We start from the raw sequence: 15,923 nt of genomic DNA, 5'->3' as shown, positions 1-15,923 counted from the left end.
CCGCGGCCCCCGCCGCAACCGCCCGGCGCGCGGCGATGCTTTGCGGGACGGGTTTTCCCGGGCCACCGCAGCGTCTATAGACCTCGCCGCCGCGCCGTGGCTGTAAGCCCCGGCTGCTCCCCATCGCAGGAAGGTCGAGAGCCCATGTCCAAGATCAAGGTCGCCAACCCCGTCGTGGACATCGACGGCGACGAGATGACCCGCATCATCTGGAAACTGATCAAGGACAAGCTGATCTTCCCCTATCTCGACCTCGACCTGGACTATTACGACCTGGGGATCGAGCACCGCGACGCCACCGACGACAAGGTCACCATCGAGTCCGCCGAAGCGATCAAGAAGTACGGCGTGGGCGTGAAGTGCGCCACCATCACCCCAGACGAAGCGCGGGTGAAGGAATTCAACCTCAAGAAAATGTGGAAGTCGCCGAACGGCACCATCCGCAACATCCTGGGCGGGGTGATCTTCCGCGAGCCGATCATCTGCAAGAACGTGCCGCGCCTGGTGCCTGGCTGGACCCAGCCGATCATCGTCGGCCGCCACGCCTATGGCGACCAGTACCGCGCCACCGACTTCCTGGTCCCCGGCAAGGGTACGCTGACCATCAAGTTCGTCGGCGACGACGGCCAGACCATCGAGCACGAGGTGTTCAAATACCCCGGCTCCGGCGTGGCCATGGCCATGTTCAACCTGGACGACTCGATCCGCGACTTCGCCCACGCCAGCTTCGCCTACGGCCTGCAGCGCGGCTACCCGGTCTACCTGTCGACCAAGAACACCATCCTCAAGGCCTACGACGGGCGCTTCAAGGACCTCTTCCAGGAGATCTACGAGGCCGAGTACGCCGCCAAGTTCAAAGCGGCGGGCATCCACTACGAGCACCGCCTGATCGACGACATGGTGGCCAGCGCCCTGAAGTGGTCGGGCGGCTATGTGTGGGCCTGCAAGAACTACGACGGCGACGTGCAGTCCGATATCGTGGCCCAGGGCTACGGCTCGCTCGGCCTGATGACCTCGGTGCTGATCACCCCGGACGGCAAGACCATGGAGGCCGAGGCCGCCCACGGCACCGTCACCCGCCACTTCCGCCAGCACGAGCGCGGCGAGAGCACCTCGACCAACTCCATCGCCTCGATCTTCGCCTGGACCCGTGGCCTGGAGCATCGCGCCAAGCTCGACGGCAACGAGGCCCTGGCCGCCTTCGCCAAGAAGCTGGAGAAGGTCACCGTCGACACGGTGGAAGCCGGCTCGATGACCAAGGACCTCGCCCTGCTGGTGGGCGAGAACCAAGGCTGGCTCACCACCGAAGGCTTCCTGGACAAGGTGTCCGAGAACCTGGAACACGCGGCCTAGCCTACCTTAATCTCCTCCCCCGCACGTCGGGGGAGGAGATTAACCACCAAACTCTCGCGGGCGTGATCGCCCGCGGCGAAACCCGCCACGCCTCCCACCTGTTCAGCTTGCGCACACGGAGAGCGCCATGGCTGACCCCCGCATCCCTATTCCCGGCAGCGAACGCGCCGCCCCGGCCGCAGAGCGCTCCGGCGCCTGCGATCCACAGGAAAGGGCCGAGGTCAGCGTCTACCTGAAATGCGCGAGCGGGCCGCCCGCCGGCGGAGGCGTTTTCCATGACCGGGAGACCCTGCACGCCTCTCGTGCCCAGACGCTCGAGGCCGCCATCAAGCGCCTGACCGCCTTCGCCGAGGCGCACGGACTGAGCATCTCCGAACGGGACCCTGGCCGCCGGCTGGTGAAGCTGCAGGGCACGGTGGAGAAGCTCCAGAGCGCGTTCGGCACGCAACTCCACCATTACACACAGGATGGCCGCAGTTTCCGAGGCCGCTCAGGGCACCTGACCGCCCCCGCCGATGTCGCGGGCGACATCGAGGCTGTTCTCGGCCTGGACCAACGCCCCATCGCCACGCCGAAGAACCGCCGGCTGGCCGACCCGGACGCCGCGGCCGCCAGCTACCTGCCCAATCAGGTGGCCAAGCTCTACGGCTTCCCCGACGCCACCGGCCAGGGCCAGTGCGTGGCGCTCATCGAGCTCGGCGGTGGCTTCACCGACAGCGATACCCAGGCCGCCTTCAAGGCGATGGGCCTGACCCCGCCCAAGCTCACCGCCATACCTGTATCGGGCGGTTCCAATGCGCCGGGCGGAACCGATGGGGCGGACGGCGAGGTGGCGCTGGACATCCAGGTGGCGGGTGGAGCGGCGCCGGACGCGGCCTATGCCGTCTACTTCGCCCCCAACACCGACCAGGGGTTCGTGGACGCCATCTCCCAGGCCGCCCACGACACCACCAACAAGCCCTCCGTCATGTCGATCAGTTGGGGCTCGGCCGAGAGCCTCTGGACCCAGCAGTCGGTCACGGCCATGACCTCGGCCTTGCAGGACGCGGCGGACCTGGGCGTGAGCGTGTTCGCGGCCTCCGGCGACAACCTGGCGACCGACGGCGTGGACGACGGCAAGGCGCACGTGGATTTCCCGGCCTCCAGCCCCTTGGTGGTCGGCTGCGGCGGGGTACGGCTGGAAGGCTCTGGGACCACGATCTCCAGCGAGACGGTGTGGAACAGCGAGGGCGGTGGTACGGGCGGCGGGATCAGCGACCTGTTCCCGGTTCCCGCCTATCAGACGGACATCGCCCTGCCCGCCTCCGCCAACGGCGCCAGCCACAGGGGCCGGGGCGTGCCCGACGTCGCCGCCGACGCCGACCCGGAGACCGGCTATCGCGTGATCGTGGACGGCCAGGCCCAGGTGGTGGGCGGCACCAGCGCGGCGGCGCCGCTATGGGCGGGGCTGTTCGCCTTGATCAACCAGCAGGCGGGCAAGCTGTCCGGCCAGCCCCACGCGACCCTCTACGCCAATCCGTCGGCGTTCCGCGACATCACCAGCGGGAACAACACCTCCGACGGGATCGGCTACAGCGCCGCCAAGGGCTGGGACGCGTGTACAGGGTTGGGCGCGCCGAACGGGACGGCGGTGGCGAAGCTGTTCGGGTAGCTCGCTGCGTCCTTCGAGACGCCCCTTCGGGGCTCCTCAGGATGACGGATGTGATTGGGCTTCAGAAATATTCGTCATGCTGAGGAGCGCAGAGCGCGTCTCGAAGCACGCACCACGCATCCAGCCCTACTCCGCCGCCAACCGCTCCACCATGGCCTTGGCGTCGGGGCCCGACCAGTCGGCGTCGCCGGCGTAGATCGCCCGCTCGTAGCCCTTGCGGTCGATCAGGATCGTGGTCGGGAAACCGCTCACGTGCGGCGTCAGCCCGCTCAAGAAGGCCAGGTCGTTGTCGTGGTGGAAGTCCAGCGGCGGGTACTTGGCGATAAAGATTTTGCCCTTCTCCACGTCGGATGCGCTGTCGGTGCTGACCGTCAGCACCTTGACGCCCTTACCGGCGAACTCGGTCTGGAGCTTGGCCAGGGTGGGCATCTCCTTGACGCAGGGTGCGCACCAGGTGGCCCAGAGGTTCAGCACCACCGGGTGGCCCTTGAAGTCGGCCATCTGCACGGGCTTGCCGTCCGCATCGACGAACGGGACGGACGTGATGGGGATGGGCTGGGGCAGGATCTGCATCTTCGCCATCGCGCCCTTGACGCCCGACTGCAACCCGCCCGCCGTATTGGGTTTGATGAGGGCGGCGCCGATGACGTATAGGACCGCCGCTATCCCTACGGCCAAGGCCGCATAAAGACCGACCTTCAACCCGAGACCTAACCCGGCGCCCCGCGCCCCTTGAGGTTCCACCGCACTCATGTCCGACGCGCACTCCGGCTCGCCCCAACAGGGGCCCAAGGGTCAAGATATGTGGGGCGGCCGATTCGAGCGAAAACCCGCCGAATTGATGCAGGCGATCAACGTCTCGATCGGCGTCGACCGCCGTCTGTGGGCGCAAGACCTAGCCGGCTCCCGCGCACACGCGGCGATGTTGTCCAAACAAGGGGTTATTTCAAGGCAGGACGAGGCCGCGATTCAAGATGGCCTGACCCGGATCGAGCAGGAGATCGAAAGCGGCGCCTTCCCTTTCCGCGAGGAATACGAAGACATCCACATGAACGTGGAGGCCCGCCTGGCCGAGCTGATCGGTTCGGCGGCGGGTCGGCTGCACACCGCCCGCTCGCGCAACGACCAGGTGGCGCTGGATTTCCGCCTGTGGGTGCGCGACGCCTGCGACCGCTCGACCGCACGACTGAAGGCGTTGCAGCGCGCCCTGCTGGCCAAGGCCAAGGCCCACGCCGACACCCTGATGCCGGGCTTCACCCACCTGCAACCGGCCCAACCCGTGACGCTCGGTCACCACATGATGGCCTATGTGGAGATGTTCGGCCGGGACGCCTCGCGCTTCCAGGACGCCCGCGCGCGTATGAACGAATGCCCGCTCGGCGCCGCCGCCCTCGCCGGCTCGCCCTTCCCCATCGATCGCGACGCCACAGCCGCCGCTCTGGGCTTCGACCGTCCGACCGCCAATTCGCTGGATAGCGTTTCCGACCGCGACTTCGCGCTCGAGTACCTATCGGCCGCCTCCATCTGCGCCACCCACCTGTCGCGGCTGGCGGAAGAGATCGTGATCTGGGTCACGCCCCAGTTCGGCTTCGCCAAGCTCACCGACGCCTTCACCACCGGCTCCTCGATCATGCCGCAGAAGCGCAATCCCGACGCCGCCGAACTGGTGCGCGCCAAGGTCGGCCGCATCTTCGGCGGCCTGACCAGCCTGACCTTGGTGATGAAGGGCCTGCCTCTGGCCTATTCCAAGGACATGCAGGAGGACAAGCCGCCGGTGTTCGAGGCTTTCGAGGCGCTGGACCTGTCGCTCGCCGCCATGGCCGGGATGATCGACGACCTGCTGCCCAACACCGAGCGGATGGCCGCCGCCGCCGGGGCCGGCTTCTCCACCGCCACCGACCTGGCCGACTGGCTGGTGCGCGAGCTGGACCTGCCATTCCGCCAGGCGCACCATATCACGGGCGCCACGGTGAAGCGCGCGGAGGCCCTGGGCGTGGACTTGGCGCAACTTCCGCTCGCCGAGCTGCAGAATATCGAACCTCGGATCACCTCGGGGGTTTATGATGTGCTTTCTCCGCAGGCGTCTGTGGCGAGCCGGACGAGCTATGGCGGTACAGCGCCCCAGGCGGTCCGCAATCAGGTCGCGCGCTGGGAGGGTTTGCTGAAATGATCCGGAAGCTGAAATCCGGTCGCACCGCGACCTTGGCCGTGGCGTTCGGCGCCGTGGCGCTAAGCGCCGGCCTGTCGGGTTGCGGAGGCGTGGGTCCCCTCGAACGTCCCGCTCCGCTGCTGGGCGCGGAAAACAAGCGCGACTATTATGCGGACAAGGAAGCCAAGGCCCGGGCCGCCGCCAATAAGGGCGATCCCAACGCTGTTGGCTCGGCCGACCGCGAAGCCGGCGACGACAATGCGCCGCTCACCACCCGCGACGTGCAGGACCCCACCGAGAAGCTGACCAACCCGCGCAACTCGCCGGTGCCCGGCGCGCCCAACATGGCCGGCCCCACCACCAACGTGACGCCCTACTGAACTGCGGAAATAGATGAATCACTTCGAGGACCGCGCCGGTCCCGCCGGTGCGGAACTCTGGTGCGAGGACGTCCGGCTGTCCGACATCGCGGAGGCCGTGGGCACGCCGGTCTATGTGTATTCCAGCGCCACGCTGGAACGGCATTACCGCGCCTTCCACGACGCCTTCGCCCCGCGCGACGTGCTGATCGCCTATGCGGTGAAGGCCAATGGCAGCCTGTCGGTGCTGCGCACCCTGATCCAGCTCGGCGCGGGCGCGGACACCGTGTCGGAGGGCGAGATCCGGCGCGCGCTCGCGGCCGGGGCGCCGCCGGAGCGGATCGTCTTCTCCGGCGTCGGCAAGACCGATGCTGAGCTGGCGTTCGCGCTCGATGTCGGCGTGGCCGAGATCAACGTGGAGTCCGAGCCCGAACTCGAGCGCCTGATCGCGCTCGCCGCTACAAAGGGTAAGCGCCCCACGGTGGCGCTGCGGATCAATCCCAATGTCGGCGCCGGCGGACACGCCAAGATCACCACCGGCGACGAGGGCAACAAGTTCGGCGTCAGCCTGGGCGAGGCCGAACGGCTATACGCCCGAGCGTCTGCAGCTCCCGAACTGGATGTGGCGGGAGTGGCCTGCCACATTGGCAGCCAGATATCCGACCTGACGCCCATGGAAGCCGCCTTCACCACCATGCGCCACCTGGTGGAACGTTTGCACGCCCAGGGATTGAAGGTGCGCCGGCTGGACCTTGGCGGCGGCCTGGGCGTGCCCTATTTCGACCAGCCCGAACCGCCCTCGCCCCGCGTCTACGCCGAGATGGTCGAGCGGGTGGTGGGCGACCTCGACGTCCAGCTGGCCTTCGAGCCCGGCCGCTTGATCGCCGCCAACGCCGGGGCGCTGGTCTCCCAGGTGATCCAGGTGCATGCGCGGCCCGGCGGACGACGTTTCCTGGTGCTGGACGCGGCGATGAACGACCTGCTGCGCCCCGCCATGTACGACGCCTTCCACGCCATCCGCCCCGTCGTCTCCAAGCCCGACGCGCCGCGCGTCGTCTATGACGTGGTCGGCCCGGTGTGCGAGACCGGCGACACCTTCGCCCGCGGGCGCGAGATGGCTGAACTTGCGGCAGGCGATCTGGTGGCCTTCATGTCTGCAGGCGCCTACGGGGCGTCGATGGCCAGCGAATACAATGCGCGCCCGCTGATCCCCGAGGTGCTGGTCAAGGGCGACCGCTTCGCCGTCACCCGCCGCCGCCCGACCTATGAGGAAATGCTCGCCCGCGACACCTTCGCGCCCTGGCTGGAATAGTTTTCTCCTCCCCTGCAAGCGAGGGGAGGAAAATCGGGGTCAGTGGCTGCGCGCGCCCTTCAGCACCTGTTCGTCCGCCGGGATGAAGGAACGCTCCTCGGGGGCGCTGGTCTTGGCTTCCTCGACAGGCGCCACGTCCATCCCCAGTGTGGAGCCGATCCCATTTGGGCCCTCCGGCGCAGTCAACGGCCGTTCGAACATCTCCTCAAGAGCGTTCTCCGTCGGGGTCGTGCTCGGCGTCGTGTCAGGCATGACAGCCTCCTTTACTCACTCGTCGAGTGCTGAGCGCACGCGAGGGTTCAACGTTCCTTCCCAATTTCGTGTGCTGGATGAGCCCATACCCTACGCCCACCCCTGACATCGCGCGGGAAATCCGCTAACCGGTCGCCATGACGATTCCCGCCGCGCCCGCCGCCAAGTCCACGGCCGACCTCGCCCGCGAATACGGGCTGAAGGCCGAGGAGTACGCCCTGATCCTCACCCGCCTGGGCCACGAGCCCAACCCGGTCGAGCTCGGGGTGTTCTCGGTGATGTGGAGCGAGCACTGCTCCTACAAGTCCTCGCGCCTGCACCTGAAGAAGCTGCCGATCACCGGACCCAGAGTGATCTGCGGCCCCGGCGAGAACGCCGGCGTCGTCGACATCGGCGACGGCCAGGCCTGCGTCTTCAAGATGGAGAGCCACAACCACCCGAGCTTCATCGAGCCCTACCAGGGCGCCGCGACCGGCGTCGGCGGCATCATGCGCGACGTCTTCACCATGGGCGCGCGACCCATCGCCCTGCTCAACGCCCTGCGCTTCGGCAGCCCCGAGCATCCGCGCACCCGGCGGCTGGTGGCGGGCGTGGTTTCCGGCATCGGCGGCTACGGCAACTGCGTTGGCGTGCCGACGGTGGGCGGCGAGACCAACTTCCACCCCGGCTACGACGGCAACATCCTGGTCAACGCAATGTGCGTGGGCCTCGCGGACGCGGACAAGATCTTCTACTCCGCCGCGCCCTCGTCCGGCCTGCCGGTGGTCTATTTCGGCTCCAAGACCGGGCGCGACGGCATCCACGGCGCCACCATGGCCAGCGCCGAGTTCGACGAGGACAGTGACGAGAAGCGTCCCACCGTCCAGGTCGGCGACCCCTTCGCCGAGAAGCTGCTGATCGAGGCCACGCTGGAGCTTATGGCGTCCGGCGCGGTGGAGGCGATCCAGGACATGGGCGCGGCGGGCCTGACCTCGTCGTCGGTGGAGATGGCCGGCAAGGGCGGCGTGGGCATCGAGCTCGACCTGGACGCCGTGCCCCAGCGCGAAACCGGCATGAGCGCCTACGAGATGATGCTGTCGGAAAGCCAGGAGCGGATGCTGGCGATCCTGAAGCCCGGCCGCGAACCGGACGCCTACCGCATCTTCACCAAGTGGGGCCTGGACGCCGCCGCCATCGGCTTCACCACCGACACCGGCCGCATCGTGCTGAAGCACAAGGGCGAGGTGGTGTGCGACCTGCCACTGGGTCCACTGTCCGACGACGCGCCGCTCTATGACCGCCCCTGGAGCGAGCCGCCCAAGGCCCCGCGCCTCGACCCCGCCCGTGTCGCGCCCCCGACCGACTGGCGCGCGGCGGTCATGAAGCTGATGGCCTGCCCCGACATGGCCTCGAAGCGCTGGCTGTGGGAGCAATACGACCGCCACGTCATGGCCGACACCCTCGCCGACAGCTCTACCGCCGCCGACGCCGGCATCGTGCGCGTGCACGGCACCAAGAAGGCCCTGGCGATGACCTCAGACGTCACGCCCCGCTACGTCCAGGCCGATCCCTACGAGGGCGGCAAGCAGGCGGTGGCGGAGGCCTGGCGCAACCTGACCTCGGTCGGCGCCGACCCGATCGCTGTGACCGACAACCTGAACTTCGGCAATCCCGAGCGGCCCGAGATCATGGGCCAGATCGTCCGCGCGCTGGATGGCATGGGCGAAGCCTGCCGGGCGCTGGACTTCCCGATCGTCAGCGGCAATGTCAGCCTCTACAACGAGACCAACGGCGCCGCCATTCCGCCGACGCCGACGGTAGGCGCGGTCGGCCTGATCCCCGACTACGCCAAGCGGGTCGGCTATGGTGGCCTCAAGCCCGGCGACACCCTGATCCTGGTGGGCGAGACCCACGGGGAACTGGGCGCCAGCCTGTATCTGCGCGAGATCCTGGGCCGCGAGGACGGCGCCCCGCCCCCGGTGGACCTGGCGGCCGAGAAGCGTCACGGCGATTTCGTGCGCGGCCTGATCCGCTCCGGCCATATCCACGCCGTCCACGATCTTTCCGATTGCGGGCTGGTTGGGGCGGCGGCCGAGATGGCGCTGGCCTCCAAGGTCGGCGTGGAATTGCGCGCCACCTCGCACGCCCACGCCCACGGCTACCTGTTCGGCGAAGACCAGGGGCGCTACCTGCTGGCCACCACGCGCCCGGAAGAGGTGATCGAGGCCGCCCACGCCGCCAAGGTGCACGTCAGCATCGCCGGCCACGCCGGCGGCGAGGCCTTCGCTTCGGCCGAGCTGTTCGCCATCGCCCTACCCGACTTGCGCGACGCCCACGAGGGATGGATGCCCGCCTTCATGGGCGAGCCGGCGGCGGCCTGAGCGTCGATGATTGCGCCCAGTCCCACAGGCGCCTAAACCGGGCCATGGTGGAACAGCGCGGCGCGACTTTCGGCAAGGACCTGGTCTGGCGGCTGGAGGCGTTCGCCTTCGATCTAGTCGGCGCCCTGGTCAGGCCCTGGCCCGTCGCCTGGATCAGCGCGCTCGGCGGGGCGGTGTTTCGACGGCTCGGGCCCCTCACCCGTTCCCACAGGATCGCTGAGCGCAACATCGAGCTGGCCTTCCCCGAACTGGACCCTGCCGCCCGGACCCGCCTGCTCGACGCCCAGTGGGACAATGTCGGCCGCACCTTCTTCGAGTTCCCGCTCACCGACCGCCTGACGCCGGCGCGTGGTCGGGTGGAGGTGGTGGGTATGGACCGGCTGCAGGCGATCGCCGCATCCGGCCGCCCAGCGGTGCTGGTCTCGGGCCATTTCGCCAACTGGGAGGTGATGGCCGCGGTGATCTCGGCCAGCGGGCTGGACTGCCGCGTCACCTATCGCGCAGCCAACAATCCCTATGTGGATCGACGCATCATCGAGACCCGCGCCCGCTACGGGGTCAAGCTGTTCGCGCCCAAGGGCGGCATGGGCTCGCGCGACCTGCTGGAGACGCTGAAGGACGGCCAGTCGGTGTCGTTCATGAACGACCAGAAGTTCAACGGCGGCGTCGCCGCCCCCTTCTTCGGCCGCACCGTCCACTCAGCGGGAGCGCCGACGCGGGTGGCGCTCAAGTTCGGGGCGATGATGCAGCCGATGTCGGTCGCCCGCCTGCCCGGCGCGCGTTTCCGCGTCACCATCCATGAGCCCCTCGAGCTGACCAAGACCGGCGACCGCGAACAGGACGTGGAGGCCGGGGTGCGCCAGATCAACGCCTTCGTCGAAGCCCGCATCCGGGAACGGCCGGCCGAGTGGTTCTGGGTCCACAAGCGCTGGCCGCAGGAGGACTATGCGCCGCCGAGCTAGACCGCCCAGGCGATCTCGCTCGCCTAGCGGTCCCGCCCGAACATCGGATCGCTCAGCATGTTGTCCGCCGAGATGACCTGATCGGAGGATCGCCGCATGGCGCCGCGATAGGCGGGGTCGGCGCGGCGACGGCGATCGGGGCCGAAGTAGTCCTTGGTGCGGACAAAGGCGCGCGGGTGGTAGATCACCGCCACGATCCGGTCGAGCAGGGTGCGCGCGGTCACTGGCTTGGCCACGAACTCGTTCACCCCGGCGTCACGCGCCTCGTACACGCGCGAACGGGCGGAATGGCCGGTCATCATGATGATCGGCAGATAGGGGTTACGGCTATCGGGCGAATTGCGAACATTGCGCGTGAAGGTCACACCGTCCATCGGCTCCATCTTGAAGTCGACGATGGCCAGATCGGCCTGCCAATTACGTAACTCCGCCATGCCATGCGAACCATCGGCGACGCTGCGGACGTTTTTGACGCCGTAGTTGTCCAGCAGCACAGTCACGATTTCTCGCATGTGCGGATTGTCATCGGCGAGAAGCACCCTGAGCGCTTCCAAACCCGTCGTCATGACCCACTCATAGCGGCTGTGACCTTGAGGAAATCCTGGCTCGACACTCTTCGCATTAAACAAGATGCGGCCAGGATATTTCAAAACAGTTACAATTAAATCGTCATAACAGCGCCGACGCCAGAGGCGCAGATGTCGCGATCAGAGCGATCCGGCCGTCTTCCAGCGAGATAGCGCCTCCTCGGCGCCGATATAGGCTTCCTGGTGCTGCGCGCTCCAATACTTCAGAGCTTCGAGCGGGATGCGGCGTCCCGAAACCGCGCAGAGCACAAAGCGGCCAGGCTTCATCACGGCGTATTCACCGTCACCGTAATGGACCAGGGCAAGCCCATCGATATCGCGATCAAAGGCGTTCATTCCCCCACTCTAGTTCGGCGGTCGAGTCTGGGAAACCCTCTGCACACGACGATCCCGTGGCGAAACCGCATCTGTGGGCCGCAAAGGCCCGCGCGCTCGCCATCAAAGGGGCCCCAAGCAACGACGACCGCATCTACTGGATGTAAATCCAGTCATTCCACCAAAACGAATGTCAACACAAAGCGCGCGCTCACTGCGTATGGAAAACAGAAGCGGCAGGGCCGCACATTTCAACACGGAAATGACTTTGCGAGCTGCAAACCGTAAGTTCCCCGCCAAGGTTGAGAGGGCGCGATTTCGGGATGCGAAGATCAGGCTTGGCGCTGGCGTTGCTGGCGTGTCTTTCGCCGTTTCATGCGCGTGCGGCCGCGCCGGCCCTGGAGGCCTATGGCGCCCTACCGAACGTCTCGAACGTGGAGATATCGCCCGACGGGGCCAGGATCGCCCTGCTGGTCGGCGACGCGACCCACCGGCAGGTGCAGATTCGCAATGTCTCCGACCACAAGCTCCTCAGCGTCAATGGCATCGGCTCGGCCAAGGTGCGCGCCCTGCAATGGGCCGGTCCGCACTACCTGCTGATCATCTTCTCCACCACCACCTGGATCTTCGGCCTTAGCGGACCCACGCGGGAGTACTTTCAGGCGGCGGTCCTGGACCTCGATCACAAGCGTGTGCGCCCCTTGCTCGACGGCCAGGAAAGGGCGCTGAACACGATCAACGCGCTGCCCACCGCCCTCGAGATCAAGGGGCGCGCGACCGTCTTCGTTGAAAGCGAGTATTTCCCGGACGAGCACGGAGTGCTCGCCATGTACAAGGTGGACCTGGAGCGTAACCACGCCGAGCGGGTCGAGACCGGAAACGTGGATACGTTGCAGTTCCTGCTGGACAATCAGGGCGAGGCTGTCGCGCGCGCGGATTACGAGCAGCGCACCGGCCGCTGGACGCTGTTTCTCAAGCGCAAGGGCGATTGGAAGAACGTCTATCGCCAGACCGCGATGATCGAGCATCCGCAAATCGACGGCCTGGGTCGCGACGGCCAGTCCGTCCTGCTGAGCATCTATGGCGAACACGGCTGGAGCGCGCACGAGATGGGGTTGGCCGACGCCACCCTGTCCGATCCGCTCGAGGCGCTGCGGGACAAGGCGATCATCATCGATCCGCATAGCCGTGCAGCCATCGGCGGACTGAAACACGATCTGAGCGGGACCGCCTACAGCTTCTTTTCTCCGGCCGACCAGGCTGCCTGGAACGGGGTGGCCAAGGCGTTCCCCCACGAGCAGGTGGAATTGGCGTCGTGGTCGGAGGACCGCAAGCAGATCGCCGTGCAGGTGGACGGTCCACGCGACGGGGTCGGCTACTACACCGTGGACATGACCACGCACCAAGCGGCCTGGTTGACCGACATGTACGCGTCGATCCCCCCCGAAGCGGTGGCCGAAAAGCGGGCGATCTCCTACGCGGCCGCGGACGGCATGATCATTCCGGCCTATCTGACCCTGCCCAAGGACACAGCGCCCCAGAACCTCCCGGCCGTGGTGTTGGTTCACGGCGGACCGGCCGCCCAGGACGACCCAGGGTTCGACTGGTGGTCCCAGGCGCTGGCCTCACGCGGCTACGCCGTGCTCCAGCCCCAGTACCGGGGATCGACGGGGCTCGGCGTCAAGCACCTCAACGCCGGGTTCGGGGAATGGGGTCGCAAGATGCAGACCGACATTTCCGACGGGGTCCGCGCGCTGGTGAAGCGCGGGATCGTCGACCCACAACGGGTCTGTATCGTCGGCGCCAGCTATGGCGGCTATGCGGCGCTCGCCGGCGCGACCTTCGATCCGGCCGCCTATCGGTGCGCGGTGTCGCTCGCTGGCCCGGCCGATCTGAGACGGCTGCTCGACTACGAGCGCGAGCGGACCTCGGGGGAAAAGAACGAAACGCTGCGGTATTGGGATCGCTTCATGGGTTCGAGTTCGCCCGGCGACAAGCGATTGGACGAGATATCTCCCGCCCATCACGCCGACAGGGCGGCGATGCCCATCCTGCTCATCCATGGCCTGGACGATACGGTGGTGCCTTACGACCAAAGCCGCGAAATGGCCGCGGCCCTCAAGCGGGCGGGCAAACCGGTCGAACTGGTGACGTTGAAGAGCGAAGATCATTGGCTGTCGCGCGGGGAAACCCGGTTGCAGATGCTCACCGCGGTCGTCGCCTTCCTGGAAATCCACAATCCTCCCGACAAGCCGCAGTCGCCGCCCAAGGCCGCGTCGCCTCCCGTCCCGCATTGAACGCCTTACCCCAAGGCGCGATCGGCGGGCTCACGCGGAGACGATTCGGCCCTTCGCCAGTCGCCAGGCCATAGCCGATACGGACAGGCGGCCACTTCGGATACAGCCATCGGGGCTCGGGACCCCCTCCGACAGCTCTTCAAGGTCGGTTTGGGCCCGCACCGAGGGCGGTTTCAATGACAAGCGGAGCAGACGCCTTTGGATTTTCCAATTTCGTCAAAACATTCATTTTTAGCAAAAAAATCCCTTCAATAAGAATTTATTGCGAAATAATGTTATTATATTTGCAATACACGATACATATTATCCCGATAAGCTTTCAATAGGCGAGCCACATTCACATCTTCAGCGACCGCGCTTGCAGCGTCCGCGCCCGATGCGACGGGGACGCGGCGTTTCAACGCTGCGGAAGGGGGCGACAAGGCTTTGACTTCGATATGATGGTCTGACAATAATGCCATCCATCGGGTTCACGGCCTCGGCCTTCGAATCCGGAACATTATGGATTTGCTACAGAAAGTCGCACCCGCACCGCGTCATCGTCGGGGATACATTCACCACATCTTCAGACGTGGGCGGATACGCTCAAAACCGATGAGCCCCAAGTGTGTGCTCATGTGGAAATAAAATTTGTCGAATCTTGCGAAATAGCTCGCTTGATCGGCGCAAAAACAAAAGTGGCGAAAAGTCACTCGAAACGGGAGGGGAGATGTCTATGCGTCGCACATGGCTTTACGCCGGAATACTTGTCACACTATTCGCATCGAATGCGGCCAACGCGCAGGAGGCGCCGGGACGGACGGCGACGCCCGGCCTGTTGTCGGATTTTGGCCAGACGCTCGATGACGACGGCATACGCGTTCGCGCCCAGCTGATCAACGAAATGGCCGCCAACCCCATCGGCGGCATCAAGCAGGGCAACACCGACGCCGGTCAGGCGCAGATCGGCCTCAGCTTCGACCTGCACAAGCTGGTGGGCATTCCCGGCGGTCAGTTCCACGTCAGCTGGATCCGCAGCTACGGCGACAGCGACGCGAAGAACTTCAGCGGCGACTTCATCAAGTCGCAGGAAGTCTACAAGAACGCCTTCCACCCGTTCCGTATGAGCATCTTCGCCTATGAGCAGAAGCTGTTCGACGACAAGCTCGACGTCCTGGTCGGCCGCCTCGGCAGCTCGGCCTTCTACGGCCGCCTGTCCAACACCTGCTACTCCGAATCCGGGATCACCTGCGGCGTGCCGCAGCTGATGAACTCGGAATCCAACATCACCTTCCCGACATCGGCGACCTGGGGCGGCAACGTCCGCTACCACTTCACCAAGGACATCGCGTTCCAGACCGGCGCCTTCGAGGTGAACTCCTTCATCCAGCACACCAACGGCTACGACTTCTCGACCGACAAGGCCACGGGCGTCAGCACCTTCGAGGAGGTGTCCTTCGGCAACTACGACCTGACGAATTATCGCTACCCCGGCGACATCAAGTTCGGCGGTTGGGTCAGCACCGCCCCCTTCAGCGACCCCTATTTCAACACCAAGGGTCAGTCGCTCGGCCTGTTCGGTGGGACGGCGGCGGCCAATACGAGCCTGCGCAACGGCATCTACATCATGGGCGAGAAGGCGGTGTGGCGTCCCGACCCGGCCCTGGAAAAGAGCGTCACGGTGATCGCCGGCTATAACCAGAGCCTGGAGACCGAGGAGATCGCCAGCATGCAGGTCTTTACCGGCGCGGTCGCGCGGGGCGTGATCCCGGGCCGCGAGCACGATATCGTGTCCCTCACCGGCACCTATATCGACCTGACGTCGCGCGAGATCGAGTTCCTGCGCGATTCGCGGATCAAGGCCGGCGGCCACGGGGTGAACAATCCGAACGAGTTCGCGCTCGAAGCCGATTACAGCGCCCTGCTGTTCAACTCCGCCCGCGTGGCTCCGAATATTTCCTACATCATCAACCCCGACAACTCGAACATCCCCAAGACGAAGATCCTGCCCCAGAACATCGTGACGTTCGGGATCAAGATTACCTTCAACCTGGCGACCTTCCTCGGCCTGCCGCTCGCTCCGAACCTTTCGGACTGATCTGCCGATGGCGGTGAAATACGCTCAAGTCTTGACTATTATCTTGGAGGGGCGCGGCTATCCGCGTCCCTCTAAACGTCGTTCTGGACCCCGGCGCGTCCCGCGAAATCGCTCTCAAGCCTTCACGTCAGACATCCGCACGCAATCGCCCGCCTTCAATATGGTCATACAGTCCGACCGCGTGATGCGCTCTGGACTCGACGCACGGCGGATCCCGGTCTACGCCTCGCGCACCATCGGATCGCGCCT

Annotated in this window: 13 protein-coding genes; 9 read left to right on the top strand and 4 right to left on the bottom strand. The window is 66.1% G+C overall.

The features are described 5' to 3' along the window. Positions 1 to 144: 144 nt before the first annotated feature. Both GSQ87_RS18710 and GSQ87_RS18705 read left to right on the top strand, forming a co-directional pair. The gene (locus GSQ87_RS18710) at positions 145 to 1,353 is read left to right on the top strand and encodes an NADP-dependent isocitrate dehydrogenase (RefSeq protein WP_158917059.1); all 1,209 of its coding nucleotides are present in this window, start codon (positions 145 to 147) and stop codon (positions 1,351 to 1,353) included. Positions 1,354 to 1,480: 127 nt separating this feature from the next. Next, positions 1,481 to 3,004, top strand: coding sequence for a protease pro-enzyme activation domain-containing protein (locus GSQ87_RS18705; protein WP_158917057.1), 1,524 nt, complete (start codon positions 1,481 to 1,483; stop codon positions 3,002 to 3,004). Between the two features lie 126 nt (positions 3,005 to 3,130). On the opposite strand, the gene GSQ87_RS18700 is transcribed toward GSQ87_RS18705, so the two are convergent. Beyond that, positions 3,131 to 3,757, bottom strand: a complete 627-nt coding sequence (locus GSQ87_RS18700; protein WP_158917055.1) for a TlpA disulfide reductase family protein — start codon at positions 3,755 to 3,757, stop codon at positions 3,131 to 3,133. On the opposite strand from GSQ87_RS18700, the gene argH reads away from it, so the two are divergent. The 3 genes from argH to lysA are packed head-to-tail and all read left to right on the top strand — an operon-like array spanning position 3,756 to position 6,824. Further along, positions 3,756 to 5,174 (top strand): argininosuccinate lyase, encoded by a 1,419-nt coding sequence (gene argH, locus GSQ87_RS18695; RefSeq protein WP_158917053.1) that lies wholly within the window; start codon positions 3,756 to 3,758, stop codon positions 5,172 to 5,174. The two genes, GSQ87_RS18700 and argH, sit on opposite strands and share 2 nt — an antisense overlap. After that, positions 5,171 to 5,533 carry a hypothetical protein gene (locus GSQ87_RS18690; RefSeq protein WP_158917051.1) on the top strand — a complete coding sequence of 121 codons (363 nt, stop codon included), beginning with the start codon at positions 5,171 to 5,173 and terminating at the stop codon, positions 5,531 to 5,533. The genes argH and GSQ87_RS18690 overlap by 4 nt, the downstream gene beginning before the upstream one ends. Positions 5,534 to 5,546: 13 nt before the next feature. Continuing rightward, positions 5,547 to 6,824: a diaminopimelate decarboxylase gene (gene lysA, locus GSQ87_RS18685; protein ID WP_158917049.1), complete on the top strand. Its 1,278-nt coding sequence runs from the start codon at positions 5,547 to 5,549 to the stop codon at positions 6,822 to 6,824. 39 nt (positions 6,825 to 6,863) lie between these two features. Here lysA and GSQ87_RS18680 read toward each other — a convergent pair whose 3' ends face one another. After that, positions 6,864 to 7,076: a hypothetical protein gene (locus GSQ87_RS18680; protein ID WP_158917047.1), complete on the bottom strand. Its 213-nt coding sequence runs from the start codon at positions 7,074 to 7,076 to the stop codon at positions 6,864 to 6,866. A gap of 137 nt (positions 7,077 to 7,213) precedes the next feature. On the opposite strand from GSQ87_RS18680, the gene purL reads away from it, so the two are divergent. Both purL and GSQ87_RS18670 read left to right on the top strand, forming a co-directional pair. Continuing rightward, positions 7,214 to 9,436 carry a phosphoribosylformylglycinamidine synthase subunit PurL gene (gene purL, locus GSQ87_RS18675; protein ID WP_158917045.1) on the top strand — a complete coding sequence of 741 codons (2,223 nt, stop codon included), beginning with the start codon at positions 7,214 to 7,216 and terminating at the stop codon, positions 9,434 to 9,436. Positions 9,437 to 9,480: 44 nt separating this feature from the next. After that, positions 9,481 to 10,398 (top strand): lysophospholipid acyltransferase family protein, encoded by a 918-nt coding sequence (locus GSQ87_RS18670; protein WP_158917043.1) that lies wholly within the window; start codon positions 9,481 to 9,483, stop codon positions 10,396 to 10,398. Positions 10,399 to 10,421: 23 nt separating this feature from the next. On the opposite strand, the gene GSQ87_RS18665 is transcribed toward GSQ87_RS18670, so the two are convergent. Next, positions 10,422 to 10,964, bottom strand: coding sequence for a response regulator (locus GSQ87_RS18665; RefSeq protein ID WP_158917041.1), 543 nt, complete (start codon positions 10,962 to 10,964; stop codon positions 10,422 to 10,424). A 141-nt stretch (positions 10,965 to 11,105) separates the two neighbouring features. Beyond that, positions 11,106 to 11,321 carry a DUF2093 domain-containing protein gene (locus GSQ87_RS18660; protein ID WP_158917039.1) on the bottom strand — a complete coding sequence of 72 codons (216 nt, stop codon included), beginning with the start codon at positions 11,319 to 11,321 and terminating at the stop codon, positions 11,106 to 11,108. A gap of 317 nt (positions 11,322 to 11,638) precedes the next feature. Here GSQ87_RS18660 and GSQ87_RS18655 point away from each other — a divergent pair, with 317 nt between their 5' ends. Both GSQ87_RS18655 and GSQ87_RS18650 read left to right on the top strand, forming a co-directional pair. Next, on the top strand, positions 11,639 to 13,597 hold the full coding sequence (locus GSQ87_RS18655; protein WP_158917037.1) for a S9 family peptidase: 1,959 nt from the start codon (positions 11,639 to 11,641) through the stop codon (positions 13,595 to 13,597). Positions 13,598 to 14,312: 715 nt separating this feature from the next. Then, positions 14,313 to 15,674 carry a carbohydrate porin gene (locus GSQ87_RS18650; protein WP_158917035.1) on the top strand — a complete coding sequence of 454 codons (1,362 nt, stop codon included), beginning with the start codon at positions 14,313 to 14,315 and terminating at the stop codon, positions 15,672 to 15,674. The last annotated feature ends 249 nt before the right edge of the window (positions 15,675 to 15,923 follow it).

Origin of the sequence: Caulobacter sp. S45, from assembly GCF_009765965.1 — a bacterium.
Lineage (GTDB): Bacteria > Pseudomonadota > Alphaproteobacteria > Caulobacterales > Caulobacteraceae > CAHJWH01.
Note: the sequence above shows the minus strand (reverse complement) of the source record. Positions and strands in the feature narration are given on the sequence as shown.